The organism is Sphingobacterium sp. JUb56 (assembly GCF_014191365.1).
GTDB classification, from domain to species: Bacteria; Bacteroidota; Bacteroidia; order Sphingobacteriales; family Sphingobacteriaceae; genus Sphingobacterium; species Sphingobacterium anhuiense.
Map to the genome: position 1 here is coordinate 4,525,843 of NZ_JACHWL010000001.1, position 25,975 is coordinate 4,551,817.

Below are 25,975 nucleotides of genomic sequence, written 5' to 3' on the forward strand. Positions count from 1 at the left end.
TTTACTTGACTACGGTATTTCCGAGTAATCCTCCTAACATCTTCTCGGCATCTTTAAGTTTTTGATATTTGAAAATTAAAACTTCGACATTCGCGTCATCCTTTTCCGTCTTTAGCTCTTCACGGATCTTGACCATTTCACGGGTTATTTTACGTTTTTTGATGCGGTAAATCGAAGTGATAACAAGCACTTTTAAATGCTCATATTCTTGAGTTACATAGATTTTACGTTTATCATCATTCCAGTTTTCACTCAGATTGTACTTGGACGCAACACAGTTAATAGCAAGCTCAGCAACAGCAGCGTCTTGATTAGAGTAAAACTGCTTAGCCTCCGGTATTTCAAATTTTTCAACCGCCTCACGATAAACATTTAAGATAAAAGCTGCGGCCTTGTCCTCAAAATTGACATCAGCGATATTACTTAGTAAAACCCCTGCTACTGGTATATCTCCGTCCCCTTCCCAGGTCGCCAGATAGTCGCCATAATTGATAAGAATCCGTATAATTTCACGTTCTTGAAGTATTTCTGAAGTAATCTGCTGCGCAGATGTCTCTGGTGCCAGCGGCGCGGCACCACCTCTTTCTTCATCGGTCATGAAAAAATCTGCAGGAGGTCCATCCATTGGTGGAGCCCCTGCCCCCATAACCGGAGTACTCTTCTTACTGAAATCCTTATCTGCTTTCTTAGATTTTGAAATTCGGATCTTATTTAATTCTGAAAGTAAGATTCGCTCTTCAATATCCAATAAATTACTGCACTCCCGTATAAAAACTGAAACTTTAATTTCATCCGGAATCAATGCGATACTCTCAACGACATCACGGATCACCTCTGCCCTTTTTATCGGATCATTATTGGTATCGCGAAGTAAAATTCTAGTTTTATAAAAAATAAAATCTTGTTGATTCTCTTTGATATAGGACTTAAATACGGAAGAACCATAAGTCTTTACATACGAATCGGGATCATTACCATCTGGGAAAAGCAAAATCTTAACGTTCAAACCTTCCTCCAGCAACATATCCGTTCCCCGAAGAGAAGCTTTAATCCCAGCTTCATCTCCATCATAAAGAATTGTTACATTTTTTGTGAAGCGCGCAATAAGTCGAATCTGTGCTGTCGTCAATGATGTACCTGATGAAGATACCACATTTTCTACACCTGCTTGATGGGTAGATATTACATCTGCATATCCTTCTACCAAATAGCAGTTATCCTCCTCCATAATTGCTTTTTTCGCAAAATTGAGTCCATAAAGCACATCTGACTTATGGTAGATATCACTCTCTGGTGAGTTTACATATTTGGGAACTTTCTTATCTGTCTTTAATGTCCTTCCTCCGAAACCGATTACTCTTCCAGTCAAATTATGGATAGGAAACATAACACGTCCGCGGAAACGATCGTATAAGCTTTTATCATCGCGCTCGATCGCAAGCCCAATTTCCTTCAGATAGTCGGGATGAAAACCCGCTTTGGTCGCTGCATCAACAAGTGCAGTCCAATTATCGGGGGAATAGCCCAATTCAAATTTTTTGATGATATCTTCCCGATAGCCACGTTCCTTAAAGTAGTGCAGGCCAATAACCTGCCCCATCTCCGTGGTCCACATTTCATCTTTGAAAAATTTACTGGCCCATGCGCTCAACACATATAAACTTTCTCTCTTATCTTGAGCCGCTAACTGTGCTGGCGAGCGTTCAACCTCTTCAACCTCTATACTGTATTTATTAGCGAGGTATTTTATGCCTTCAGGATAAGAAAATTTCTCTAGTTCCATCACGAACTTCAACGAATCTCCTCCAACCCCGCATCCAAAACATTTATAGATTCCTTTGGAAACAGAAACGTGAAAAGATGGCGTCTTCTCATGATGAAAAGGACAGTTACCAATAAGCGATGTACCCCTCTTTTTTAAGTCTACAAAATCACCTACAACCTCCTCTATTCGAGCAGCATCCAACACCTTATCTATTATCTCTTGCTTGATCAATTTCGTATCCTTTTATAATCAGTAAATTTAATAAATATATAAGCAATTACAACATCAAATTCATCGGCATTTCTGCTATCCAAACTAAATATTTTACTATTTTTGCAATACCATAAGAATGCTGAAATAGAAAGCTATGTCATTTAATATCAAAAAAATCTGTTGTATCGGTGCTGGATATGTAGGCGGACCGACGATGTCTGTTGTTGCCCAACAATGTCCTCATATCCAAATCACCATTGTTGATGTCAATGTCGAACGTATTGCGGCCTGGAATGACGAAAATTTGGATAACCTTCCGGTCTACGAACCAGGGCTGACAGCGATTGTCGCTGAGGCAAGGGGTCGTAATCTATTTTTCTCTACTGATGTTGATAAAGCTATAGATGAAGCAGATATGATTTTTATTTCTGTCAATACCCCTACCAAAAACTACGGCAAAGGAAAAGGGATGGCTGCTGATCTCAAATACATTGAATTATGTGCGAGACAAATTGCTTCTGTTGCAAAAACAGATAAGATTATTGTCGAAAAATCTACTTTACCTGTGCGTACTGCAGCAGCATTAAAAAGTATTCTCGACCATACAGGCAATGGTGTTAATTTTCATATCCTATCCAATCCAGAATTTTTAGCCGAAGGTACTGCTATTCAAGACTTATTAGCCCCGGACCGCGTGTTAATTGGTGGAGAAAATCAAGAAGCAATTGATACGCTCGTAAAAATTTACCAAAATTGGGTTCCTGACACTAACATTTTGACGACTAACTTATGGTCTTCGGAATTATCTAAATTGACGGCAAATGCCTTTTTGGCACAACGCGTTTCATCGATAAATTCGATCTCTGAACTCTGCGAAAAAACAGGTGCCAATGTGGATGAAGTTTCTAAAGCAATTGGCATGGATACCCGTATTGGTTCAAAATTTTTAAAGGCATCTGTTGGGTTTGGCGGTTCCTGTTTTCAAAAGGATATTTTAAACCTTGTGTATATTGCAAGAAGTTATGGTCTGAATGAAGTCGCAGATTATTGGGATCAGGTCATCATCATGAATGATCACCAAAAACAGCGCTTTGCAGATAATATCATCCAAACTTTGTACAATACAGTATCAGGAAAGAAAATTACATTCTTGGGATGGGCTTTTAAAAAGGATACAAATGACACTAGAGAATCTGCAGCTATTTACGTTGCTGATTACTTATTAAGTGAACAAGCTGAAATCACGATATACGACCCTAAAGTCACAGCCGAACGTATCTACGCTGATCTCGATTATTTAAATACAAGAAGTCCTGAAGAAAATAGAGCACTTGTAAAGGTCGTAAATGATCCCATTCAGGCATGCCAAGACGCCCATGCTATTGCTGTGTTAACGGAATGGGATGAGTTTAAAAACTATGACTGGTACACCATAAAACACCAAATGAAACGACCCGCTTTTATATTTGATGGCAGAAAACTGTTAAACAGAAAGTACCTGGAAGATCTAGGATTTAAATATTATGCTATCGGCGAATAAGTCTATGCATTTCTGTAATAAAAAAAGGGTTGTTTGAAAACAACCCTTTTTTTATTTACCAATTTTTTATGTATTGGGTTCGAGAGAAGTCCGAATATTATTTATTTGATTCGTATATAAATGAACATCGGACTTTAATAGTGCCTGTAAAGCCTTTTAAAAGAATAGAAGAAGAAAGTGGAAAAGGCCTACAGGACTTTTTATCTTTAGCTGGACATCATCTGATATATTTCGCTCATGTAAGTGGATTCTGACAGTGCATCCGAAAAATCATTCCATTCGGTTTCATTAAAAACAAAAACAATTTCTGGACAAGGTGTATCAATCAATACGCGCATATCACCATCAGGAAAGCTAAAATAGTTCCCTTTCACATTACTTCTCATCGTTGCGGAAACAAAGGACTCAAACTGAAGATAACCTAAACTTAATAGGAAAGAGTCTTGCCAGATATAAAATGTTTTACACTTCGTGCAATAACTGATATGAGATTTGCCTTTATGGCTGAGAACGACTGATTGACACATATGATTCGCTTTATTTAAAACATGACACCTTGTATGTATTTAGACTAATTATAAATAATAATCAAATGTAAAGATTAATTCCGAATCTGACGAATAAAAAAACAAAAAAAAGGAGCAAAAATAATTTTGCTCCTTTTTTTTGTTTTTTTTTGTGTTTAATTCAAGCCACGCTTAATTAACAAATATTTCGGATCTGGATCCGCTCCTCTGAATGTTTTGTACATCTGAGCAGGATCTCCTGTACCACCTTTTTCTAAGATATTACGACGGAATGAATCTGCTGTTGGCTGATCATACAATGACTTTTCTTTAAAAGCTGCAAAAGCATCCGAATCCAATACTTCCGACCAGATATACGCATAATATCCTGCAGAATATCCTCCTTCAAAAATATGTTTAAAATAAGTACTTCTATAACGCGGAATAATAGCATCAATCAAACCTATTTTTTTCATTGATTCCTTTTCAAAGGCATTGATATCACCTTTTATAGGAGTAGTCGCAGCATGATAATTCATATCTAACAAAGAAGCTGCAAGGTATTCAACAGTTGCAAAGCCTTGATTAAACGTACCTGCTTTCTCCATTTTAGCAATTAAAGAATCTGGAATTGCTTCTTTAGTTTTATAATGCTTAGCATATTCTTTCAATACCGCGGCGTCTGCTGCCCAGTTTTCCATAATCTGAGATGGAAGCTCTACAAAATCTCTAGAAACGGACGTTCCGGCTAAGCTTTTATATTTTACATTTGATAATAAACCATGTAAGGCATGTCCAAATTCATGAAACAAAGTACTCGCTTCATCAAAAGTTAATAATGCCGGTTGCTCACCAACAGGTTTTGTGAAATTACAAACGATCGAGATTACAGGTGCATTACGTTTTCCCTCTTTCTTACTTTGATTACGGTAAGATGTCATCCAAGCACCGCTACTTTTCGAAGCGCGAGGAAAGAAATCGGCATATAATAATCCTAAGTGAGAGCCATCTTTGTCCTTAACTTCATACACCTCAACATCCTTATGGTATACTGGCACATTATTTAAAGCAACAAAAGTTAATCCATATAATTTATTAGCGACAGCAAATGCGCCTTCTCTTACAGTCGGTAAACTAAAGTACGGTTTGATTTCATCCTCGTTTAATGCAAATCTATTCTTACGGATAATTTCAGTATAGTAACTCCAGTCATAAGGCGCTACTTCAAAATTTCCACCTTCAGCTTTAATTTCTTTATTAATATCAGTCGCTTCGCCTTTTGCTTTATTAAGAGCAGGTGTCCATAGTTTGTTTAATAATGCATATACATTAGTAGGATTTTTGGCCATTGACTCTTCCAATACATAAGCTGCGTATGACGGATATCCTAGTAACTTAGCTTTTTCTAAACGTAGGTTAGCTATTTTTCTAAGGACTTCCTTATTATCATTTGCGTTATCGTTATTACCACGCATTTGATATGCTTCCCAAATTTGCTTTCTTAAATCTCTGTTTTTAGCATATTGCAAGAATGGCATAACAGAAGGATTCTGCAAAGTAAATAACCATTTCCCATCTTTTCCTTTAGCTTTTGCTTCTTCCGCGGCCGCAGATTTCAATGATTCTGGTAAACCATCTAATTGGTTTGCACTATCAATAATCAATTCAAATGCGTTAGTTTCGGCCAATACATTCTGTCCAAAATCAACAGTTAACCCTGCTAATTCGGAATTGATTTTTTTTAATTTAGTTTTATCACCATCTTTTAAATTTGCCCCTGAACGCACAAAATTCTTATAAGTATCCTCTAATAGTTTAAGATCCTCAGCATCCAATCCCAATGATGATTTCTTATCCCAAACTGTTTTAATACGATTGAATAATTTGCTATTCATTGAGATCTCATCGTAATGACCCGTTAATATAGGAGCCATTTCTTTATCTAATGCATTAATACTATCATTTGTATTAGCCTTGCTTAAATTATCAAATACACGCGAAACGTTACCTAGTAAACTTCCTGCATTTTCTATTGCTAAAATTGTATTCTCAAAAGTAGGTTCTTCTGTATTATTTACAATTGTATCAATTTCTAAATTATGAACTTTAATAGCTTCTTCATAAGCTGGTTTGAAATGTTCGTCTTTGATTTTATCAAATGGAGGAACATTAAATGGAGTATCATATGCTAATAATAGCGGATTATCTGTCATTTGTTTCTTTTCCTCGCAACCAACAAAGGCAGTTGCCACAATTAAAAAAAATGGCAAAAGTCGTTTTTTCTTCATTATATATCTTTTTATTCTCGCAATAATTTGGGCAAAGTTACAAATATTTGTGTAAGTAATACTTTTTAGAAAGATCAAAATAAGTATTGTATATTTATCACAATATTGTAATAACCAGAAAAGTACTGAAACTATTTTATAATTTTGTTGTCTCATAGCATAAATCTTCATTAATGAATAATATCAATCATTTTTTCTTGTACTGCGCAGGTGTACATGAAGAGACATTAAAAAAATATCCGCAAGAACATAATAAGTATGTGGCTATTGGTGCTACCATTTTCTTCACGGGTCTTTTTGCCTCCCTTTCTGGTGGCTATGCTATGTATTTTGTTTTTAGTGGAACCTATCTGGATTGGCTTTTAGCAATTGTATTTGGTATCATATGGGGTCTAATGATCTTCAATATGGACCGTTATATTGTATTGAGTATTAATAAATCGAAAACAGGTGGCTTTCAATTCTTACAGGCTTTACCACGGATATTACTTGCCATATTAATTGGTATCGTTATTTCAAGACCTTTAGAGCTTAAAATTTTCGACAAAGAAATAAGAGAAAATTTAAAGACAACCTATATTGCCAATGAACGAGCTAAGATAGACAGTCTAAATATTATTTTTAACAAAAAATATACGTTTGATCTCACTCAACTTAAATCACTTACCACAGAAAGAGATTCCCTTGATGCAAGAATCAAAGCCGATCGACAAAAGCTCAACTTTGAAATCTTCGGTAATAAAACAACCGAAACATCTGGTGTAGTAGGATACGGACCATATGCAAAACGAAAAGAACTTGAATTAGAAAAATCAACAGTATATCTTGACAGTTTACGTAGCTCAATTATAGCTAAAGAGCGCTTAATACTTGACAAACAAAAAGCGGAAGGTATATTAAATCAAAAAGGGCTTTCAAATGCCAGTTTGGATAGTGCTGTTAATCTGGCTGGATTTGCTGACCGAAATTCAGCCCTTGGAAACCTTAAGTTTAAAGCTAACGGACAAGTGGATGAAGCAACTGCAAATGCGGTTACTTTCATCGGATTACTTTTTATTTTCCTTGAGTGTTTACCGGTATTCGTTAAGCTTCTTTCAGGAAAAGATGCTTATGATAAGGCGATCTACAATCAACGCATAATCGATGAATATGAATCGGATGCTTATACCGTTACGGAGAAAGCTGCTATAGACCATTTGAAGGATGCTTCTATCGATATATCGATCAATAAAAGGCTTAAGAAAATGAACGAAGAAATAGAAGAAGAGGTTTAATCCTCTTCTTCTATTTCTTCATCCAAATATTTGGAATCAATTTGCTTATTTGCCTTAGCACCTAATTTCTTCAGATTCTCCACGCGCTTAATCACATTACCAGCGCCGAAAGATAGTTTTTTAGAAGCATCTTCATGGCTTTTCAATGCTTTTTGCAATTGTGCCTGTACTTGATCCATATCTGTTAAAAATCCGTGGAATTTGTCATAAAGTGCTCCGGCTTCCTTGGCAATTTCAATAACATTACGTGTCTGTCTTTCTTGTTTCCAGATACTAGCTATGGTACGTAAGGTTGCTAAAAGCGTAGATGGGCTTACAATTACGACCTTTCTATCCCATGCATCACTAAAAAGATCTGGTTTTTCGGAAACCGACATACTCAAAGCAGATTCTATCGGCATAAAGAGTAAGACAAAATCTGGAGATTCAATACCATACAATTCATGATAATTTTTTGCAGAAAGGTCTTTGACATGATTTTCCACAGATAAAATATGCTGTCTTGCAAAAACAGCACGATCGATATCATCTTCTGCATTTACCCAACGCTCGTAAGCTATCAAAGAAACTTTCGAATCGACAATCAGATGTTTATTTTCGGGCAAATCAATAATGGCATCGGGTTGCATTCGTCTTCCATCAATATCTGTAAATGATGCCTGCAATCTAAATTCACGATCCTTCACAAGCCCCGAGCGTTCCAGAACACGTTCTAAGATTACCTCGCCCCAATTTCCCTGTTTCTTTGCGTCACCTTTAAGAGCTCGCGTCAAGTTGGTCGCTTCATCCTTAATCCGCAAACTTTGCTCCATCAGCTGTTGCACCACACCTTTCAAAGAGTTTCTTTCTGCGGCTTCCTGCGAATAAGTTTTATCCACTTTCTCTTCAAAAAGTTTGATTTTTTCTTTTAAAGGATCTAAGATCAATCCAATGGACTTCGAATTGGTTTCTGTAAATCGAAGTGTCTTTTCTTCTAAAATTTTATTGGCAATGACCTGAAACTCGGTATTAAATTGGCTTTTAATAGCAGCAATCTCCACTTTCTGCTCCTGAAACTTATCTTGCTGCGCCTCATAAAAAGAACGCGTGCTCTCTAAAGAACGTTCAACGATCAGTACATGCTCCCGTTCTTTTTCCAGTTCATCACGCAACATCGCCCGCTCTTGCAATAAACTCTGTTCCCGCTGCTGCACTTTTGCCAGTTCTATTGCCATTAATTCCTTCTCCTGTCTCCACTGATTATCATCTTGATGTGAATCCTTCTTTTTCAAAGAAATTACAATTAGAACAACTAATAAAATGATAACGATAATAATATACACTGTTTCCATAAATTCACTTAACTAAATAAAAAATGGTCTTTTCAGACCATTAAAACTACTGTAACTTTTGATGAGTTCGCCACCAAAGGTCAGGCATTTCACCTGTAACAGCCATCTGATAGTCCTCATATCGACAAGGAACTAGATGATACCTTTCATTAACAGAACGTGACCCAAAATATGGAACTTGCATCCACCAGCGATCTGATTTTTTACTTTTAACAAATACCAATTCATGTTCCTCATTTTCCAGGGTCGTTCTATAGATAATATAAGACGATTTTGGTAATAAAGGGGTATCCTGCTTACGGTTATAAAAGCCATCTATAAAGCACCAGATCATCTGGGATACCAACATGGCTGTTTGCTGCATGGGATCATAAGATGGGTTATATTCATAGAACCCGATTGAAGAACATTTATCTGACATCCCTGCGTAACGTGCAATCTGGCAGGCTTCATCGCCAAATAAACCATTTGGCATTGCATTCGCATTGCCCGAAGCTTCAGAAGCACGGATAGCTCCAATATCAAAACTAACCATATCAGCGGCTCGCACCAGCGGTTCAGATTGATCCATTCGACCGGCTATTGCCCCGAGCCTAGTAGCGTTGAAGAATAACTTATCGTACATATTCAGCGATTCTTTACTTACCAAATAGGTCTGATATGCAATATTATTTAAATTAAATAAGTAATCGGGTTCGTGCAGAATAATATGGTTCAAATATGATCTTGAATCCAGTGCAACCTGTTCACCACTTTCCTGGTTCAGATCAAATCGACCATCTATTACGGCCACTTCCACCTTTTGCCCCAGATTTTGATAGCCTAAGTATTGTGCATAGGTCAGATCCTGACCACCACCAATTATTATGGGAACGATATCATCGGCTAATAATTCTTCCACAACTGCTCTAAGTGCTGCGTAAGTATCTTTTATCGTTGCCCCCTCTTTAATATTACCGAGATCAACAGCGTTGATTGCATAATCCCCTTGGTAAAGCTGATACAAATGTTTTCTTATCGCATCAGGAGATTTTGCACAGCCCTGATTATTAACAGCAGCACGATCTTCTTCTACGCCAATTATAGCCAATTGTGGCTTATCGTCTTTATCCCAAGTCGGAAATTGATTGTCATAAAAACGAACAACATTGCCAAGTTGCGAACGAAAAAATCCTTCTTCAGGAAATAGCTTTTGGGTAACAATCGGACTAAAAAAAACGGATAATGACATATGATGAATTTGTGTTGACGGTAATCAAAAATTAAAACCTTGCCTTAGACAAATATCCATTTATTAACTTACTTTTGAAAACATTATTTTTAACGTTATCTTTAACATGTGATATTAATAACAGGAGGAACCGGATTTTTAGGGGCTACATTGATCAAGCAATTGATCGATTTAGGAATTGATGTGATAGCTACGAAACGCTCAAACTCGATAATTCCAGAACAGCTATTATCATCGTCTTTAATCCAATGGATTGACGCTGATATTTGTAACTACTTTGATCTTGAAGAAGCATTCCAAAATATCACTGAGGTGTACCACTGTGCCGCTGTCGTATCTTACCAAAAACAAGATGCGGCGAACATGAAAAAAGTAAATGTTGAAGGGACCGCTTATGTTGTCAACCTTTGTCTAGCACATCAGGCCAGACTTGTTCATGTCAGTTCTGTTGCTGCATTAGGATCCAGTAAAAATCAAGCTCCTGTTAGTGAAAAAGACTATTGGGAATATGAGTCTTCGTTATCCAACTACGCAATTTCAAAATATGAAAGTGAAATGGAAGTTTGGAGAGGTATTGCGGAAGGTTTAAATGCTGTTATCGTAAATCCATCTGTTATCATTGGAGCTTCCTCTGGTGCAAAAGGTTCCGGTGCAATATTTTCATTAATCAATAAAGGATTAAAATATTACCCAACAGGTACTGTTGGTGTGGTTGATGTTGAAGATGTGGCTTCCATTATGCGCAATCTAATGGCACAAAAAAATATTTCAGGAGAGCGTTTTATTATCAACAATGTGAACCTCAGCAATAAAGAATTACTGGAGAAGGCAAGTGCCTTGATGGGTAAAGCAGCTCCTAAAATAGCAGTCCCTCCTGCTGTACTGATGATCGCAGCTACGCTAGCGACTGCAGTTGCATCGATAAAAAAGGAAAAATCGACCCTTACAAAAGATAGCGCTAGGGCTTCTAGCGAGAAGCTAGCCTATACAGATGCAAAATTACAACAAGCATTAGCTTTTGAATATAAACCTTTAGAAACGACCTTAAAAGAGATAGCTGTACGCTATAATTGACAATAAATAATCTAATCCTAAACTCAAACTAAACCGTGAAAAATTATTACATCATTGATTTTGACAGTACCTTTACGCAAGTAGAGGCTTTGGACGAATTAGCAAAAATTTCGCTAGAACATCATCCTGACAGGGAAAAGATATATCTTGAAATTGAACGCTACACCAATCTTGCAATGGAGGGTAAACTTTCATTTCGTGAAGCATTAGCTGGTCGTGTCCAATTACTACAAGCAAATAAAAGTCATCTCGACAAACTTATTACACACCTGAAAAAGAAAGTCTCTACTTCATTCTCAAGAAATAGAGAGTTTTTTAAAAAAAATTCGGACACCGCTTGGATTGTATCTGGAGGATTTAAAGAGTTCATTACGCCAGTTGTTATTCCTTATAATATCAAAAAGGAAAATATCTACGCGAACACCTTTATATTTGATGAGCATGATAATATCATCGGATTTGACGAATCAAATCCTTTATCGGATGAAGGCGGTAAAGTAAAATTACTACAGGAATTAAAAATAGATGGTACTATTTACGGCATCGGTGATGGGTATTCTGATTTTCAATTAAAAGAATCCGGGCTTATTGAGAAATTCTTTGCATTTACTGAAAATATTTCCAGAAAAACTGTCACTGAAAAAGCAGATTTTATTACACCTAGTTTTGATGAATTTCTATATGTCAATAATTTACCCCGCGCTATTTCCTACCCTAAAAATCGGATTCTTTGTCTGATCGTCGGAGAGGTTCCTGAAATTGCTTCTCATATATTAAAAAGAGATGGATTTTCTGTGCGCACAAAAGACACTTTTGAAGAAAAGTATACAAAAGACGTCGGCATGCTTTTACTTGGAAAAGATATCTCTGTTTCTGAAGATCAATTATCCCGTGCCGATAAGCTCAAAACGATTGGCGTTTTAGGTGATGCAAAAAATCATCTTAACAAAGATATTTGCAATGCAAAAGGCATTGTTGTTTTTGATGACAAAAAAGACAAAAAGAGAAACGCCGAATTTATTCCGAGAAGAATGGCCGACTTCATTAATAATGGAGATACCTACATGAGTCGCAATTTTCCAAATCTATTGCTTCCTAAAGTAAAAGATGTTACACGTTTACTTCATATCCATAAAAATGTACCTGGTATCATGGCTCAGATTAATCTAGTCTATGCTCAAAATGATATCAATATCATTTCTCAATTTCTGATGACTAAGGCTGATATAGGCTATGCTGTCACGGATATCAAAGGTGAATATGACCGGGATTTAATCAAACAACTTAAAAAAGTTCAGAATACCATAAAATTTCGAATTTTATATTAAAATAAAAGCGGGAACTTATAGTTCCCGCTTTTATTTTAATAATAATATATTGTTTTTGGTGTCACACAGACATCCAAAGGAATATCGTGCGGATCGATGTCCTCGATTATCGCTATAGGTTCAAAAAATGAAAGACCGACCTTTTTAACATCAGGTCTGCATGAAGATAAAAAGCGATCGTAATAACCTTTTCCATATCCAATCCGATTCCCAGCCTTATCTGAAATTAATAAGGGAACCAGCACCATGTCAATACTCTTTTCGTCAACATAAACTCCTTCTACCGGTTCGAGTATGCCCCATTGATTATGAGCTAATGCCAACTTATCATCATAAAGATAATGACTCATCACATTAGACTGTAAATTCGATTTGGAGATAACAATTTGAATCTCCGGAAACTTTTCCTGCAAATATGAAATGAGTAGCAGCGTATTAGGTTCATGAAATTTCAGTATTGGCAAAAAGACATGACAAAATTTCACGTTTTGCCATTCCAAACGCTTTAAATTTTCTAACAGACCCAAATTTAGATCAATCTCTTCAGACGGAGCTAATTGCGATCTTAAATGCCGATAATATGTCCTGAGTTCATTTTTGGTCATCATAATAGAAAAAAAAACGGCCTTGCAGCTGGGTGCTAACAAGACCGAATAATCAACCTAAACCTAAATCTTAATATTATTTAACACGCTCGATGTAATCACCTGTTTGCGTATCAATTCTTACTTTATCTCCTTGATTAATAAAAAGAGGTACTTTAATTTCAACTCCAGTTTCCACTGTTGCATTTTTTAATGCATTTGTTGAAGTATCTCCCTTTACTGCAGGCTCTGTGTATGTTATTTCTAATTCAACACTTTTAGGAGCATGCGCCATAATTGCTTCATCACTTTCAAATGCTACAATTACGTTCATACCCTCTTTCAAGAATCGTGCCGAAGTTCCAAACAAGAACTTAGGGATATTAAACTGTTCGTAAGTGGTATTGTCCATTACAACGAAAAAGTCTCCCTCCTCATATAAATATTGATAATCGTTTGTTTCAACACGAGCAATCTCAACACTTTCGTCAACTCGAAAACGGTATTCTACTAATTTACCAGTTTTCACATTACGCATTCTCGCTTGATAGAAAGCACGTAAATTACCTGGTGTACGATGTATAAATTCCTCAACAGCGACTAACTCACCGTTGAATCTTAAAACATTTCCTGACTTAACGTCTGATGCTTTTGCCATGATTTAAACTTTTATAATTATTTTCTGAGTCACAAAACTACAAAATCTAATCTTTTAATAAAAATCTAATAATTATCAACTTTTATAATCTGAAATAGACAGGGTCTGGTCACAAAAATTATATTCCTTCTCTTGGTTGGAGCAAATGATAAACAATCGATCTGCACGCTTTGTTTTATCAACCAATTCTAAGTACCATCCTTCACCTGCGGTATCCAAATTACTAGTTGGTTCATCCAATAACACGAAAGCAGAATCACTGCAACAAGCTAAAGCCAATTTGACACGTTGCTTCATTCCTGATGAAAAAAATTTCAGTTCTTTGTCTATTGCATTTTCCAGACCTAATAAGTGTACAACCTCAGGTTCACTATATCCGCTTAGATAATTCTTAAATTTAAAATGAAATTGTATTTGCTCTCGTAACGTAAATTCTTCTATTAATTCTACATAGGGCGTAGCGAGCGAAAGATATTGAAAAACAGACTCAACATCCACTGCTTTATCATTCATTTCATAATAAATACTTCCAGCAGAAGGCGCTAAACTTCCCGAAAGCACTTTTAACAAAGTGGACTTTCCTGAACCATTAGGTCCAAGTATGGCGTATGACTTTCCGGATTCAAACTCATATGTAATGTGTTTAAAAATCCATTCCCGATTATAACGCCGACCGACATCTGTTAAAATAATTTTCAAATGATCTAAAATTAGACAGCCCTTTGATTAAATCCTTTAATAACACCTCGATTAGAGTTGCGGATAAAACCTAATATCTCGTCACGAATTTCAGTTGCCTGAAATTCAGCCTCAATGATCGCCGCCGCTTTTGTTAAATTTCTATTTTGAACAAATAGAACACGATAAATATTTTGAATTTCAGCAATCTGCTCTTCTGAGAAGCCTCTTCTCCTTAATCCAACAGAATTTATACCTGCATAAGAAATAGGCTCACGTGCCGCTTTGATAAACGGAGGTACATCTTTTCTTACTAATGTACCACCTGTCACGAAAGCATGCGATCCAATGGTACAGAATTGATGAACTGCTACCATACCTGCCAAAACTACATAATCTCCTACGGTAATATGTCCCGCTAGTGTACTGCTATTTGAAAATATGCAGTAATCACCGATTGTACAATCGTGTGCAATATGACTATATGCCTGAATAAGGCAATTTTTTCCAATTACTGTTTTAAATTTATCTTTTGTTCCTCTATTGATAGTAACGCATTCGCGAATAGTAGTATTATCCCCAATCTCAGCAGTTGTAATTTCACCGTCGAACTTCAAATCTTGAGGTTCACCTGAAATAACTGCTCCTGGATAAATTTTACAATTTTTACCAATACGTGCCCCATCCATAATTGTCACATTGGAACCGATCCACGTTCCCTCCCCAATAACTACATCCCTATGGATAGTAGCAAATGGTTCTACAACAACATTTTGAGCAATCTTTGCTTCTGGATGTATATAAGCTAACGGCTGTATCATCTCTACTATTATTTTACTTTCACAATCTGAGCCATTAACTCAGCTTCGCAAACAACTTTTTCACCTACCATAGCTACACCTTTCATTTTAGCAATGCCTCTGCGGATAGGTTCCGTCAAATCGCATCTAAAAATAATCGTGTCACCTGGACTTACCTGCACTTTAAATCGTGCGTTTTCAATTTTTAAAAATAACGTCAACCAGTTCTCCGGGTCAGGAACAGTATTCAATACTAGAATACCACCTGTCTGTGCCATCGCTTCAATTTGCAATACCCCAGGGAAAATTGGCGCCCCAGGAAAATGCCCCATGAACAAGTCTTCATTCATTGTAACATTTTTCAGGCCAACTACATGATTTTCTGTTAATTCTAATATTTTATCAACCATTAACATCGGTTGACGGTGAGGTAAAATCTTCATAATCTGCACTGTATCATATACAGGAGTCATATTTGGATCGTACACCTTAATCTTTTTTGTATTTTTATCCTTGCGGATTTGCTCTTTGATTTTCTTTGCAAAAGCAACGTTAGCGGCGTGACCAGGTCTTGCTGCCATAACATGTCCTTTCAATGGTCGACCAACTAAAGCGAGGTCACCCACCATATCTAATAACTTATGACGAGCGGGCTCATTCTGATGACGAAGCTGAATATTGCTCAAGATACCTTCTTTTGCAACAGTAACATCATCACGGTTGAACAAATGTGATAATTTCTTCAATTCCTCAGGAGATGTTTCTTTATCAACGATTACGATCGCATTGCTTAAATCGCCACCTTTGATCAAACCATTATCAACCAACATTTCTAATTCATGTAAAAAACAGAAAGTTCTTGACGAAGATATTTCTTTTGAAAAATCTTCAATGGTATTAATAGCAGCATGCTGACTTCCTAATACAGGCGAATTAAAATCAATCATACACGTTAAACGGTAACCATCTAATGGCATTGCCATGATTTCTACCTTACGTTCAGATTCTATATAATGTATGGCATGCTGAATTTCAAAATAATCACGATCAGCTTCTAACTCTTCGAAACCAGCTTCCTCAAATTTATCAATAAATATGGCTGAACTACCATCTAAAATAGGTACTTCGGGTCCATCAATTTCAATTAATACGTTATCAATCTGTAAACCTACCAGAGCAGCCATTAAGTGTTCAATAGTACTCACACTTGCCCCATTTTGAGAAATCGTTGTACCTCTCGATGTATCTGTGACATTATCAGCATCAACCAGTATTTCTGGCTGACCTTCTAAATCAATTCTTTTAAACTTATACCAATGATTTTCAGGAGCTTGCTTTATTGTCATAGATACAGTTTTACCTGTATGTAAACCGACTCCAGATATGACCACATCTTGCTTGATGGTTCTTTGTTTTACATTCATTTCTAACATATATTTAATCAAAAACGACCAAAAGGTTCTTTTAAGATTTCAAATTTTCCTTTAATAATCGCTCCAACTCCCTGACACGTTTTTCAAGATCAGGTAATTTCGCATAAATGACTTGCGATCTCATATTGGATTGAAAACCCAATACAGGGCTCCCCGCCCACTTTTTATTCGCTTCGGTAATCGATCTATTGATTCCGGCTTGAGCCTGTACCTGGCTTTTGTCAGCAACAGTAATATGGCCTACAATACCAACCTGGCCACCCAAAATTACGTTTTCACCGATCTTACTACTTCCAGAAACACCCGTTTGAGCGGCAATTACAGTATTCTTTCCTAATTCTACATTATGGGCTATTTGAATCAAGTTGTCCAGTTTAACACCTTTATGTAATATTGTAGATCCCATTGTAGCACGGTCAATAACCGTATTGGCACCAATTTCGATATCGTCTTCAATAATCACGTTACCAATTTGAGGAACCTTAGCATAGGTACCATCATCCTGCGGAGCAAATCCAAAACCATCAGAACCAATTACAGTTCCAGAATGCACAGTAACATTATTTCCCAGCACACAATCTTGGTATATCTTAACGCCAGGAAATAAGGTCGTATTGTCACCGATAATCACATTATCACCAATATAAACCTGCGGGTAAATTTTAACATTTTTACCGATTTTTCCACCTTTGCCAATATAGACAAAAGCTCCGATATAACCATCCTCACCGATGGTAGTAGTATCATGTATATATGACGGTTCTTCTCTGCCTTTTCTATCCAGGCGAACTTCATTATAGATGTTCAATAATGTAGAAAATGCCGTATAAGCATTTTTTACGCGGATCAACGTTAAAGTTGATTTGGGGGCTGATAATAATTGTTGATCTTCATTAACAATTACAATAGAGGCATTAGTCTCATATAAAAATTGCTCATATTTAGGGTTCGATAGAAATGAAAGATCCCCTAAAGAAGCTTCTTCTATTTTCGCTAAATTTGAAACTTCTACATCAGGATTCCCCTCTATCGATCCATTTAATAAGGATGCTATTTGTTGAGCAGTAAATTGCATGCTACAAAGCTATGTTTTTTTATTATATTTTAATTATTTTTTAGCTGGAATTGCTATATATCCAAGCTCTTTGGGATAACACAGTACAAACTTCTGCACTTTTTTTGCTAACGCCTCTAAATTCGACAAATCTGATGCTTCAGCAATATCGCTAATCTCACCTGTCTTCATCAATATCTTAATCGGGTCATTGTGGCTATCATAAGCACTGTTCTGAATTTCCTGGGTGAAAACGTAATATTGCAATTCGTCATCACTTACCTGAAAATATTCTTTAACGCGACGATAAACCTCATCCATCAATTCTTTTGAGAAAGGCATATTACTCATAATGGTCCGATACAATTCACGGCTCATCAATTTCTGACACATCATACGCAAAATAGAATCTTCATGATGGGCCCATGTCTTAATACCAGACATAATATCAGTATCATCCAAAAGTGTAAACCAGTCTAAGTGTAAAGCATCTTCTAAAAAATTGTTCTTATCAATTTTTTGAGTCAAAAACCAGTTAAATGCTGGTGTCGCGAACAATGTGTTGCCACTACTTGCTAATTGCTTTGCCCTTTGCAGTATTTTGATTAATAACTGTTCTGCGCCCACTACGGTTTTATGGAGATATACCTGCCAGTACATTAATCGACGCGCTATTAAAAACTTTTCAACCGAGTAAATTCCTTTTTCTTCAATAACGATCTGATCATCAACCACAGCTAACATAGCTATAATTCGATCATATGAAATAACGCCTTCTGATACTCCTGTGAAAAAGCTGTCTCTATTTAGATAATCCATTCTGTCAGCATCCAATTGACTGGAAACTAACTGATGGAAAAATTTTCGGTGATATTTATTATTAAAAATAGTAATGGCCAGATCAAGCTTTCCTCCGAACTCATTATTGATACGGTCCATTAAAAGAGAAGATAGTAATTCATGCGAAACCCCATCTATAATCGTATGTTCTAAAGAATGAGAAAAGGGGCCATGGCCAATATCATGCAGCAAAATAGCCGCAAGTGCCGCCTCTTTCTCTTCCTCACTGATATCGATACCTTTACCTTTTAGCGTATCAATCGCCAACGACATCAAGTGCATAGCTCCTATCGCATGTTGAAAGCGGGTATGCAGCGCTCCAGGATACACCAAATGTGTCATACTGACTTGCTTAATATAGCGAAGTCGTTGCAGATAAGGATGCTGTATAAGCTCAAAAATCAATCCCGATGGAATGGAAACAAATCCATAGACAGGATCATTTAATATTTTTTTCTTATTCAATTTATGAATGCATTTCTTCTAACATATAGCGCCAAAACAATAGCTAACTTTAATTGTTCATCAAATGAGTTAAAGATGAGCCAGTTTATTTTCCTGTCCTAGGAGTTAAATTATAAATACAAATATAATTAGTTTAAGTGGTTAACAAGTGTTAAAAATAATAGGTAAAGCTCCTTTTTTATTTAAGTTCGTATAGTTTAAATGAAAATATCAAAAAAAAGTGATTATTACTCCAGCTACCTAAACACTAAAACAATTGGAATTTAATCGATTTTGATTATAGCAAATATTACAATATGCAAAAAACACATATACTTTGGGCTGATGATGAAATTGATTTTTTAAAACCTCATATACTCTTATTAGAAGAAAGAGGCTATAAAGTCAAAACAGTAAATAATGGAAATGATGCGGTGGATGCTTTTAAAGAAGGTGTTTTCGACCTAGTATTTTTAGATGAAAATATGCCGGGTTTAACAGGTTTAGAGACATTAGCAATCTTAAAATCCATTAATCCTACCGTACCTACTGTACTGGTCACAAAAAATGAAGAAGAACATGTCATGGAGGATGCCATAGGCTCTAAAATTGACGATTATCTTATAAAACCCGTTAACCCGAAGCAAATTCTCCTGACTATCAAAAAACTGACGGAAAACAAGAGACTTGTTAACGAGAAAACATCGATGGCATATCAACAGGACTTTAGAAACCTTGGTATGGTATTAAATGATGATCTGAATTATCAACAATGGTCCGAGGCATATAAAAAGCTGATCTATTGGGAGCTTTCGCTCGAGAAACTTGAAGATGCGGGCATGCATGAAATCTTGACAATGCAAAAATCGGAAGCAAATGTTCAATTCTGCAAATTTATCGAAAAGAATTACTTGAATTGGATGAAAGCTCCAGATCAAGCTCCAATACTTTCGCATCAATTATTTAAGAAAAAGGTATTTCCGCAATTAACGGAAGATAAACCTACATTTTTCTTTTTAATTGACAATTTGCGTTACGATCAATGGAAAGTGATCAACGAAGTAATCACCGATTATTTTAGACTAGAGGAAGAAGATACTTACTACAGTATTTTACCGACCGCGACTCAATATGCCCGAAATGCGATTTTCAGTGGACTGACGCCTTTAGAAATGGAAAAGCGATTTCCAAAAATGTGGCAGAACGATGAAGATGAAGGTGGTAAAAATTTATATGAAGACAAATTTTTAGAAGACCAGATCAACCGTGTTTACCGGAAGCCTATAAAACACTCCTATACAAAGGTCTTAACCTTAGATCAGGGGAAAGATGTCGTGGACAATCTGAGCAATTTAATCCAGAACAATCTGAATATATTAGTCTACAACTTTGTCGATATGCTTTCGCATGCAAGAACAGATATGGCTATGATTCGCGAATTGGCAAACAATGAAGCGGCTTACCGTTCTTTAACCCTTTCATGGTTTGAACACTCGCCCTTATTTGAAGCCTTGAAATGGCTGTCCCAGCGTAATGTTCGAGTGATCATCACAACAGATCATGGAACAATTAAAGTAAAAAAACCGAGCAAGATTGTTGGTGACCGTAATACAAATACCAATTTACGCTATAAACAGGGTAAGAATTTAAATTTTATTGACAAGGACGTGTTCTTAATTAAGAATCCACATGACGCTCAATTACCAAAGTTGCACATGAGCTCCTGCTTTGTCTTTGCAAAAGAGGATTCATACTTTGTATACCCAAACAATTACAATCAATTTGTCAATTATTTTAATGAAACTTTTCAGCATGGGGGTATTTCATTGGAAGAAATGATTATTCCTTTCGCTACTTATACTTCCAAATAAGTAATTTTGCAGCATGATAATCGAAGTCAATCAACTTTCAGAATTAGATCATGCTGCAGAACTACTTTTAAAGTCTTTTCCTGATGATCGTGTATTTCTCTTTTACGGTCATATGGGTGCGGGAAAAACAACCTTTATAAAAGCACTTTGCAAAGCATTACAAGTACAAGACAACACCTCAAGTCCCACATTTTCAATTGTAAATGAATATAGCGCACCACAGGGCACAATTTTTCATTTCGACTTTTACAGAATAAAAGAAGAAGAAGAGGCCTATGACTTTGGCTATGAGGATTATTTTTATTCTGGAAATTATTGTTTTATCGAATGGCCGAATAAAATCCCAAACTTACTGCCTGATGATGCAAAAACAATTGAAATTGAGATTACATCACCTACAAGTCGAAAAATAATTATAAAATAGTTGCGCCCCATGCAACCTTTCCTAAATATCTTACGTCTTCCTAATATAAACTGATTAAATTTTGGAAAACGTAAGTATAGATTCAACATGGAAAAAATGTCTCACTGGAGATAGAAAAGCTCAGTACCATCTATATCAATTTTTTTCAAAAAAAATGTTTGTTGTTTGCTTACGCTATGCAAAAGACAGCTTAGAAGCGGAGGATATACTGCAAATCGGATTTGTAAAAGTCTTCACTAAAGGACACCTGTTTTCAGAAAATGGGTCTCTCGAAGGCTGGATACGAAGAATTATGGTCAATACAGCTATTGAAATACAGCGAAAAAACAAAATTGCTTATGTAGAGTCTCTCGATAACGACATTATTCATGAAATTCCGAATAACAACGCTACCGATCAGATACATTACAAAGATTTAATGTCAATCGTTCATCAATTACCCATTGGTTACCGTACAGTCTTTAATCTCTATGCTGTAGAAGGCTATACACACAAAGAAATTGCCGAAATGCTCAACATAAGTGAGGGAAATTCAAAATCACAGTTATCAAGAGCAAGGCAGTGGCTGAAAACAAGATTATTAAAAATTGAGGCATTTACGTTATGAAAAATGAAGAAATCGACAAATTATTCCGCGATCATATTGACAAACTTGATATACAGCCTAGCGCTGATATCTGGAATAAAATAGAAGCGGATCTTAATGAACAGAAAATTGTACCAATCAAGAAAAAAATAAAGTGGTTAAAACCGCTTGTTAGCATCGCCGCGACCCTCATTTGTATTGGGATTTTTAGTCTATTGGTCATGAAGCAGTCAGCAAGCACCGTGGAAACCACAAACATTGTTAATCGGAAAAAAGATACAGCTACCCAAAAAGAACAAAAGGAGCCAGTAGAAGATTTGATAGAAACTAAAGAAGAGCCTGTCCGATTTGCCGTCAAAACTGTACCCGAAAAAACTCAGGATACGCAAACTGATTATCAAATAAAATCAATGCCACCGAAAATTGCACAGATCAATGAAGCGGTAGCGCTTAAAAAACTAAAAATAACAGCAGAACAACCGATGCTAGTAGTTGTGGATTCACAAGCACAAATAGCACATGCAATGGAATACATCCCGATCAAACCCATTATTGAAAACCCGGACGAAGAAGAAAGTATGATGGCTTCAATCAGCGAAAGCAAGCAGAATGTTGTTACTAAGGTGCTCAACATTTTGAGCAAAACCATCAATCAAGGGAATGGTTCAGAAGTTCAGTTCAGCAATGATGACGAGGGAACATTACAGATTGATCTACTTAATAGTCTCGTTAAAAATAAAAAAAGAAAAAAGTAAAACCTAAATAAACTCTTTCCATATGAAAAAATATTTTCTATCGTTCGCAATCATCGGTATCCTAACATCCTGCCTTCTAGTAAAAGCATATGCACAACAGGACAGCACTAAAAAAATTAATATTTCAACAAGCATTTTAGGCAAAGAAGACAGTGATAAAATTGATGACAAAAACACACCTGCTGTTTCAAAATATCCAAAAATATTTGGTGGCATCACTTTTTCTCGCATAGATTGGGGATTTTCAAGGTTAATTAATGATGGTAGCTTTACATTAAATGAGAATAACGAATTTTTAGAATATAAAAAAGCTTCAAACTTTGGTTTCGATATTGCTCAATTTGGTCTTAGGTTCAATGATCGATTCAAAACGTATATATCGACAGGTTTTGAATGGAACTATCTGAGGTTGAAACATAATGTTTTGCTGGATCAGGACGCTACACCTTTGGACTATTCCTACCCGGATGACATCACTTACAAGAAGAATGTATTTACATCAACCTACCTACGTGTTCCGTTAACATTTGAGTTCAGAAGTAAAAGGTTTAAAAATGGTGAGCGTGCGAAACTTGCTGTCGGCGCAATGACCGGAATTTTAATAAAAGGTAGTCAACGTTTAAAAAGTAATGAACAAGGCAGCCAAAAATTTAAAGATAATTACAATTTGGCCAGCTTCCAGTATGGTGCCTTTGCCCGGCTTGGATATGATTCAATGGGCGTTTTTGTCAAATATTATTTCAATGATATGTTCGAAAATAGTCCTGATCAACAGGGTTTAAATAATTTTACTTTTGGCCTGACGCTAGGTTTTTAGGGTAGAATAATATTAAAATGCTTAATTTTAAGCCGAATTATAACATTCGGCTTTTTTTATTTCGCAAAATATGTCACAATCTTCTTGTCAGTATGTTCCCTTTGATAAAGAGGTCCTTGGACTTCCTTACATCCATCTTGAAAATCTTAGTTTTTCATTTTCAGAAAATTCGGAAAGTTTAGCCGTACAGCAAGCAAATATAGGAATCCAAGAAGGTAAAATCACGGCTATTATCGGAGAATCCGGCAGTGGGAAAAGCACATTACTTCGTCTCATCTATGGTCTATTAGAGCCATTAACCGGTGAAGTTCGTTACAAAGGCTGGTTAGTTCCAACAAGAAAAGATAAACTAATCCCAGGGCATCAAGACATGAAGCTGGTTTCCCAGGGTTTTGATGACTTAAACACATTTGCCAATGTTTGGGATAATGTCGCTTCCCAATTGCCAAATACAAATATCGAAGCCAAACAAACAAAAACTGCTGCAATCCTAAAAAGACTGCGAATTGATCATCTTGCAAAGAAAAGAATTGCTGACATCAGCGGTGGAGAAAAACAACGTGTTGCGATCTGCAGAGCATTGGTAAATGATCCACAAGTACTATTGATGGATGAACCCTTCAATCAGGTTGATGCCTCTTTCCGAGACACATTGCAACAAGACATCAAACAAATTGTGGTCGAGACAGGCCTTACGATCATACTTGTTTCCCATGATCCGACAGAAGTATTGGCACTGGCCGACGATCTTATTGTAATGAAAGATGGTAAGATATTGGATCAAGGCCATCCACGGGAACTTTACGAAAGACCAACTAATCCATACACAGCACTTTTATTAGCTAAAAGCAATATTCTGAGTAGCACAGATGCGAAATTGCTTCAAATACAAAGTGATACAACCGTCATCATTCATCAAGAATGGGTATCTATAACGGCATCGGAGACAACGCATGATTTCACATTAACCGATATCCGCTTTAGAGGTTTTTATTATGAATTAGTAATTACAAATCATGCCTTACAACTACATGCCATCAGTACGACTCCTGTTTCAATCCAAATAGGACAACCTGTAACCGTCAAGATCGCGCAATATATCAGTCTTTAAGTAAAAGACGATCAATAAGAGCAATCAATTGATCAAACTCTTTTTTCTCATACCCAAGGGACTGGTAAATAACATTGCCCTGGGCATCGAGTACGACATTGCGTGGAATACCTTGGTCTGCAAATAAACCAAATACATTTCTTTTCAAGTCTGGATAAAATGGTAGGGAATATTTGTGTTCGGCAACAAAGGGATCAATTTTATTCCAATCTTGCTCACGCGCCAGTACCATTAATTCAAATTTGGGGTTATCTTTATATTTTTCCCATATTTCCTTCTGCAAGCGAGGCAATTCCTCTCGACATGGAGGGCACCAGGTTGCGAAGAAATTAAGCAACACTACTTTTCCTTTCAGATCGGAACTGGCAATAGAAGTTCCATCTTTCTTGGGAACTGCAAATGCAGGACTTGCTGCATTAAGAGGCACTTTCCATCCTCCATCAGAGGTTTGTGCTTCGGTTATTAAAAACAAAAAACTAAAAATAAGTCCTAAAATATGTTTCATTTCAATAATATGTTATAAATGATTTACCCAGTCTACAAAACTATCTAACCAAGCTACTGAACTTGTCTTATTAATCAAACCAAAACCGTGTCCCCCCTCCTCATAAGTCAATAGCTTATTTTTAACATGAGCTTTATCCAGTGCTTTGATCATCACATAACTATTTTCAATCGGAACCGCTTTATCATCCTTTGCGTGAACAAAAAATACAGGACAAAGATCTGAGGTCACATGCTGTTCAGATGAAAATTTGGCAATCTGCTCTGGAGATGGATTCTCTCCGAGAAGGTTGATTCTAGAACCATTGTGCGTAATAGCGTCAGTCATGGAGATAACGGGATAAATCAATCCGGCAAAATCGGGCGCTAAAGATAACTGTGACGGATTAGCAATGAAACCACGTTTTGAACTGATAAGCAAAGTAGATGCAAGGTGCCCTCCTGCTGAAAAACCGATAACTCCGACTTTATGCAATAAAGGAAAACCACTGCGGATGTACTGCATGGCACGCTGCGCATCTTGTATTGGTCCAATGCTCTTATCGACCATGATATTGGGCGAAGGTAATCGATATTTAAGAACAAAAGCCGTAAAACCAGCTTTGTTCAACTCTTTTGCAACATCGTGTCCTTCATGATCCATAGCAATATGTGCATAGCCACCACCTGGAATAATCAACACACCCATACCCTTATCTAAAGCTGCACTTGGCTTGTAAACAAATATTTCTGGAATATTTCGATTGTATCTGGCCGTATCTGTATTGATAGAATTTGGGATCTTGTCATTATATAAGGCAAACTTTTCTTGCGCTGTTGCTTGAAAAACAACTGAAAAAAGAATAATCATTAAAGTAAGTTTCATG

24 protein-coding genes are annotated in these 25,975 nt (G+C 36.4%); 10 read left to right on the plus strand and 14 right to left on the minus strand.

Features of this window, described 5'->3' with window-relative positions; translation table 11 throughout:
* Position 1: 1 nt before the first annotated feature.
* Positions 2-1,996: a DNA primase gene (dnaG, locus tag FHR29_RS19295; RefSeq protein ID WP_183916329.1), complete on the minus strand. Its 1,995-nt coding sequence runs from the start codon at positions 1,994-1,996 to the stop codon at positions 2-4.
* 136 nt (positions 1,997-2,132) lie between these two features.
* Between dnaG and FHR29_RS19300 the strand changes: the two genes are divergently transcribed.
* Positions 2,133-3,518, plus strand: coding sequence for a nucleotide sugar dehydrogenase (locus FHR29_RS19300; RefSeq protein WP_183916331.1), 1,386 nt, complete (start codon positions 2,133-2,135; stop codon positions 3,516-3,518).
* 206 nt (positions 3,519-3,724) lie between these two features.
* On the opposite strand, the gene FHR29_RS19305 is transcribed toward FHR29_RS19300, so the two are convergent.
* Both FHR29_RS19305 and FHR29_RS19310 read right to left on the minus strand, forming a co-directional pair.
* Positions 3,725-4,045, minus strand: coding sequence for a hypothetical protein (locus tag FHR29_RS19305; protein ID WP_031286983.1), 321 nt, complete (start codon positions 4,043-4,045; stop codon positions 3,725-3,727).
* Positions 4,046-4,200: 155 nt separating this feature from the next.
* Positions 4,201-6,312: a M3 family metallopeptidase gene (locus FHR29_RS19310; protein WP_183916333.1), complete on the minus strand. Its 2,112-nt coding sequence runs from the start codon at positions 6,310-6,312 to the stop codon at positions 4,201-4,203.
* A gap of 173 nt (positions 6,313-6,485) precedes the next feature.
* On the opposite strand from FHR29_RS19310, the gene FHR29_RS19315 reads away from it, so the two are divergent.
* Positions 6,486-7,586 (plus strand): DUF4407 domain-containing protein, encoded by a 1,101-nt coding sequence (locus FHR29_RS19315; protein ID WP_183916335.1) that lies wholly within the window; start codon positions 6,486-6,488, stop codon positions 7,584-7,586.
* Here the strand turns inward: FHR29_RS19315 and rmuC are convergent.
* Positions 7,583-8,917, minus strand: a complete 1,335-nt coding sequence (rmuC, locus tag FHR29_RS19320; RefSeq protein ID WP_021191859.1) for a DNA recombination protein RmuC — start codon at positions 8,915-8,917, stop codon at positions 7,583-7,585. The two genes, FHR29_RS19315 and rmuC, sit on opposite strands and share 4 nt — an antisense overlap.
* 46 nt (positions 8,918-8,963) lie before the next feature.
* The gene (locus FHR29_RS19325) at positions 8,964-10,148 is read right to left on the minus strand and encodes a formimidoylglutamase (RefSeq protein WP_183916337.1); all 1,185 of its coding nucleotides are present in this window, start codon (positions 10,146-10,148) and stop codon (positions 8,964-8,966) included.
* Between the two features lie 108 nt (positions 10,149-10,256).
* Between FHR29_RS19325 and FHR29_RS19330 the strand changes: the two genes are divergently transcribed.
* Both FHR29_RS19330 and FHR29_RS19335 read left to right on the plus strand, forming a co-directional pair.
* Complete coding sequence (locus FHR29_RS19330) at positions 10,257-11,222, plus strand: NAD-dependent epimerase/dehydratase family protein (protein WP_183916338.1); 966 nt, start codon at positions 10,257-10,259, stop codon at positions 11,220-11,222.
* 35 nt (positions 11,223-11,257) lie between these two features.
* A complete protein-coding gene (locus tag FHR29_RS19335; protein ID WP_021191862.1) occupies positions 11,258-12,550 on the plus strand; it encodes an HAD-IB family phosphatase in 1,293 nt (430 codons plus the stop codon).
* Positions 12,551-12,585: 35 nt separating this feature from the next.
* On the opposite strand, the gene FHR29_RS19340 is transcribed toward FHR29_RS19335, so the two are convergent.
* From FHR29_RS19340 to FHR29_RS19370, 7 genes are all read right to left on the minus strand, one after another.
* Complete coding sequence (locus tag FHR29_RS19340) at positions 12,586-13,158, minus strand: 5-formyltetrahydrofolate cyclo-ligase (RefSeq protein ID WP_260292231.1); 573 nt, start codon at positions 13,156-13,158, stop codon at positions 12,586-12,588.
* A 73-nt stretch (positions 13,159-13,231) separates the two neighbouring features.
* Positions 13,232-13,792: an elongation factor P gene (gene efp, locus FHR29_RS19345; RefSeq protein WP_021191864.1), complete on the minus strand. Its 561-nt coding sequence runs from the start codon at positions 13,790-13,792 to the stop codon at positions 13,232-13,234.
* A gap of 75 nt (positions 13,793-13,867) precedes the next feature.
* The gene (locus FHR29_RS19350) at positions 13,868-14,491 is read right to left on the minus strand and encodes an ATP-binding cassette domain-containing protein (RefSeq protein WP_132771620.1); all 624 of its coding nucleotides are present in this window, start codon (positions 14,489-14,491) and stop codon (positions 13,868-13,870) included.
* Positions 14,492-14,502: 11 nt separating this feature from the next.
* Positions 14,503-15,291 carry an acyl-ACP--UDP-N-acetylglucosamine O-acyltransferase gene (gene lpxA / locus FHR29_RS19355; protein WP_021191865.1) on the minus strand — a complete coding sequence of 263 codons (789 nt, stop codon included), beginning with the start codon at positions 15,289-15,291 and terminating at the stop codon, positions 14,503-14,505.
* An 8-nt stretch (positions 15,292-15,299) separates the two neighbouring features.
* A complete protein-coding gene (locus FHR29_RS19360; protein ID WP_183916341.1) occupies positions 15,300-16,694 on the minus strand; it encodes a bifunctional UDP-3-O-[3-hydroxymyristoyl] N-acetylglucosamine deacetylase/3-hydroxyacyl-ACP dehydratase in 1,395 nt (464 codons plus the stop codon).
* 40 nt (positions 16,695-16,734) lie between these two features.
* Positions 16,735-17,778 carry a UDP-3-O-(3-hydroxymyristoyl)glucosamine N-acyltransferase gene (gene lpxD, locus FHR29_RS19365; RefSeq protein WP_021191866.1) on the minus strand — a complete coding sequence of 348 codons (1,044 nt, stop codon included), beginning with the start codon at positions 17,776-17,778 and terminating at the stop codon, positions 16,735-16,737.
* 33 nt (positions 17,779-17,811) lie between these two features.
* Positions 17,812-19,062 (minus strand): HD domain-containing protein, encoded by a 1,251-nt coding sequence (locus FHR29_RS19370; RefSeq protein WP_183916343.1) that lies wholly within the window; start codon positions 19,060-19,062, stop codon positions 17,812-17,814.
* Positions 19,063-19,358: 296 nt separating this feature from the next.
* Between FHR29_RS19370 and FHR29_RS19375 the strand changes: the two genes are divergently transcribed.
* The 6 genes from FHR29_RS19375 to FHR29_RS19400 all read left to right on the plus strand — a co-directional run bounded on the left by FHR29_RS19375 (position 19,359) and on the right by FHR29_RS19400 (position 24,605).
* Positions 19,359-20,912, plus strand: a complete 1,554-nt coding sequence (locus FHR29_RS19375) for a bifunctional response regulator/alkaline phosphatase family protein (protein WP_168127921.1) — start codon at positions 19,359-19,361, stop codon at positions 20,910-20,912.
* A gap of 13 nt (positions 20,913-20,925) precedes the next feature.
* On the plus strand, positions 20,926-21,336 hold the full coding sequence (gene tsaE, locus FHR29_RS19380; protein WP_132843491.1) for a tRNA (adenosine(37)-N6)-threonylcarbamoyltransferase complex ATPase subunit type 1 TsaE: 411 nt from the start codon (positions 20,926-20,928) through the stop codon (positions 21,334-21,336).
* A 154-nt stretch (positions 21,337-21,490) separates the two neighbouring features.
* Entirely contained in the window at positions 21,491-21,943 is a 453-nt protein-coding gene (locus FHR29_RS19385) for an RNA polymerase sigma factor (RefSeq protein WP_232789365.1), read from the plus strand.
* A complete protein-coding gene (locus tag FHR29_RS19390) occupies positions 21,940-22,677 on the plus strand; it encodes a hypothetical protein (RefSeq protein WP_183916347.1) in 738 nt (245 codons plus the stop codon). The genes FHR29_RS19385 and FHR29_RS19390 overlap by 4 nt, the downstream gene beginning before the upstream one ends.
* Before the next feature lie 22 nt (positions 22,678-22,699).
* Entirely contained in the window at positions 22,700-23,494 is a 795-nt protein-coding gene (locus FHR29_RS19395) for an outer membrane beta-barrel protein (protein WP_021191871.1), read from the plus strand.
* A gap of 70 nt (positions 23,495-23,564) precedes the next feature.
* A complete protein-coding gene (locus FHR29_RS19400; RefSeq protein WP_183916349.1) occupies positions 23,565-24,605 on the plus strand; it encodes an ABC transporter ATP-binding protein in 1,041 nt (346 codons plus the stop codon).
* Here the strand turns inward: FHR29_RS19400 and FHR29_RS19405 are convergent.
* Together FHR29_RS19405 and FHR29_RS19410 are read right to left on the minus strand one after the other, a co-directional pair.
* Positions 24,595-25,110 carry a TlpA disulfide reductase family protein gene (locus FHR29_RS19405; RefSeq protein WP_183916351.1) on the minus strand — a complete coding sequence of 172 codons (516 nt, stop codon included), beginning with the start codon at positions 25,108-25,110 and terminating at the stop codon, positions 24,595-24,597. The genes FHR29_RS19400 and FHR29_RS19405 overlap by 11 nt on opposite strands.
* A 12-nt stretch (positions 25,111-25,122) precedes the next feature.
* A complete protein-coding gene (locus tag FHR29_RS19410) occupies positions 25,123-25,974 on the minus strand; it encodes an alpha/beta hydrolase (RefSeq protein WP_132843483.1) in 852 nt (283 codons plus the stop codon).
* Position 25,975 lies beyond the last annotated feature (1 nt).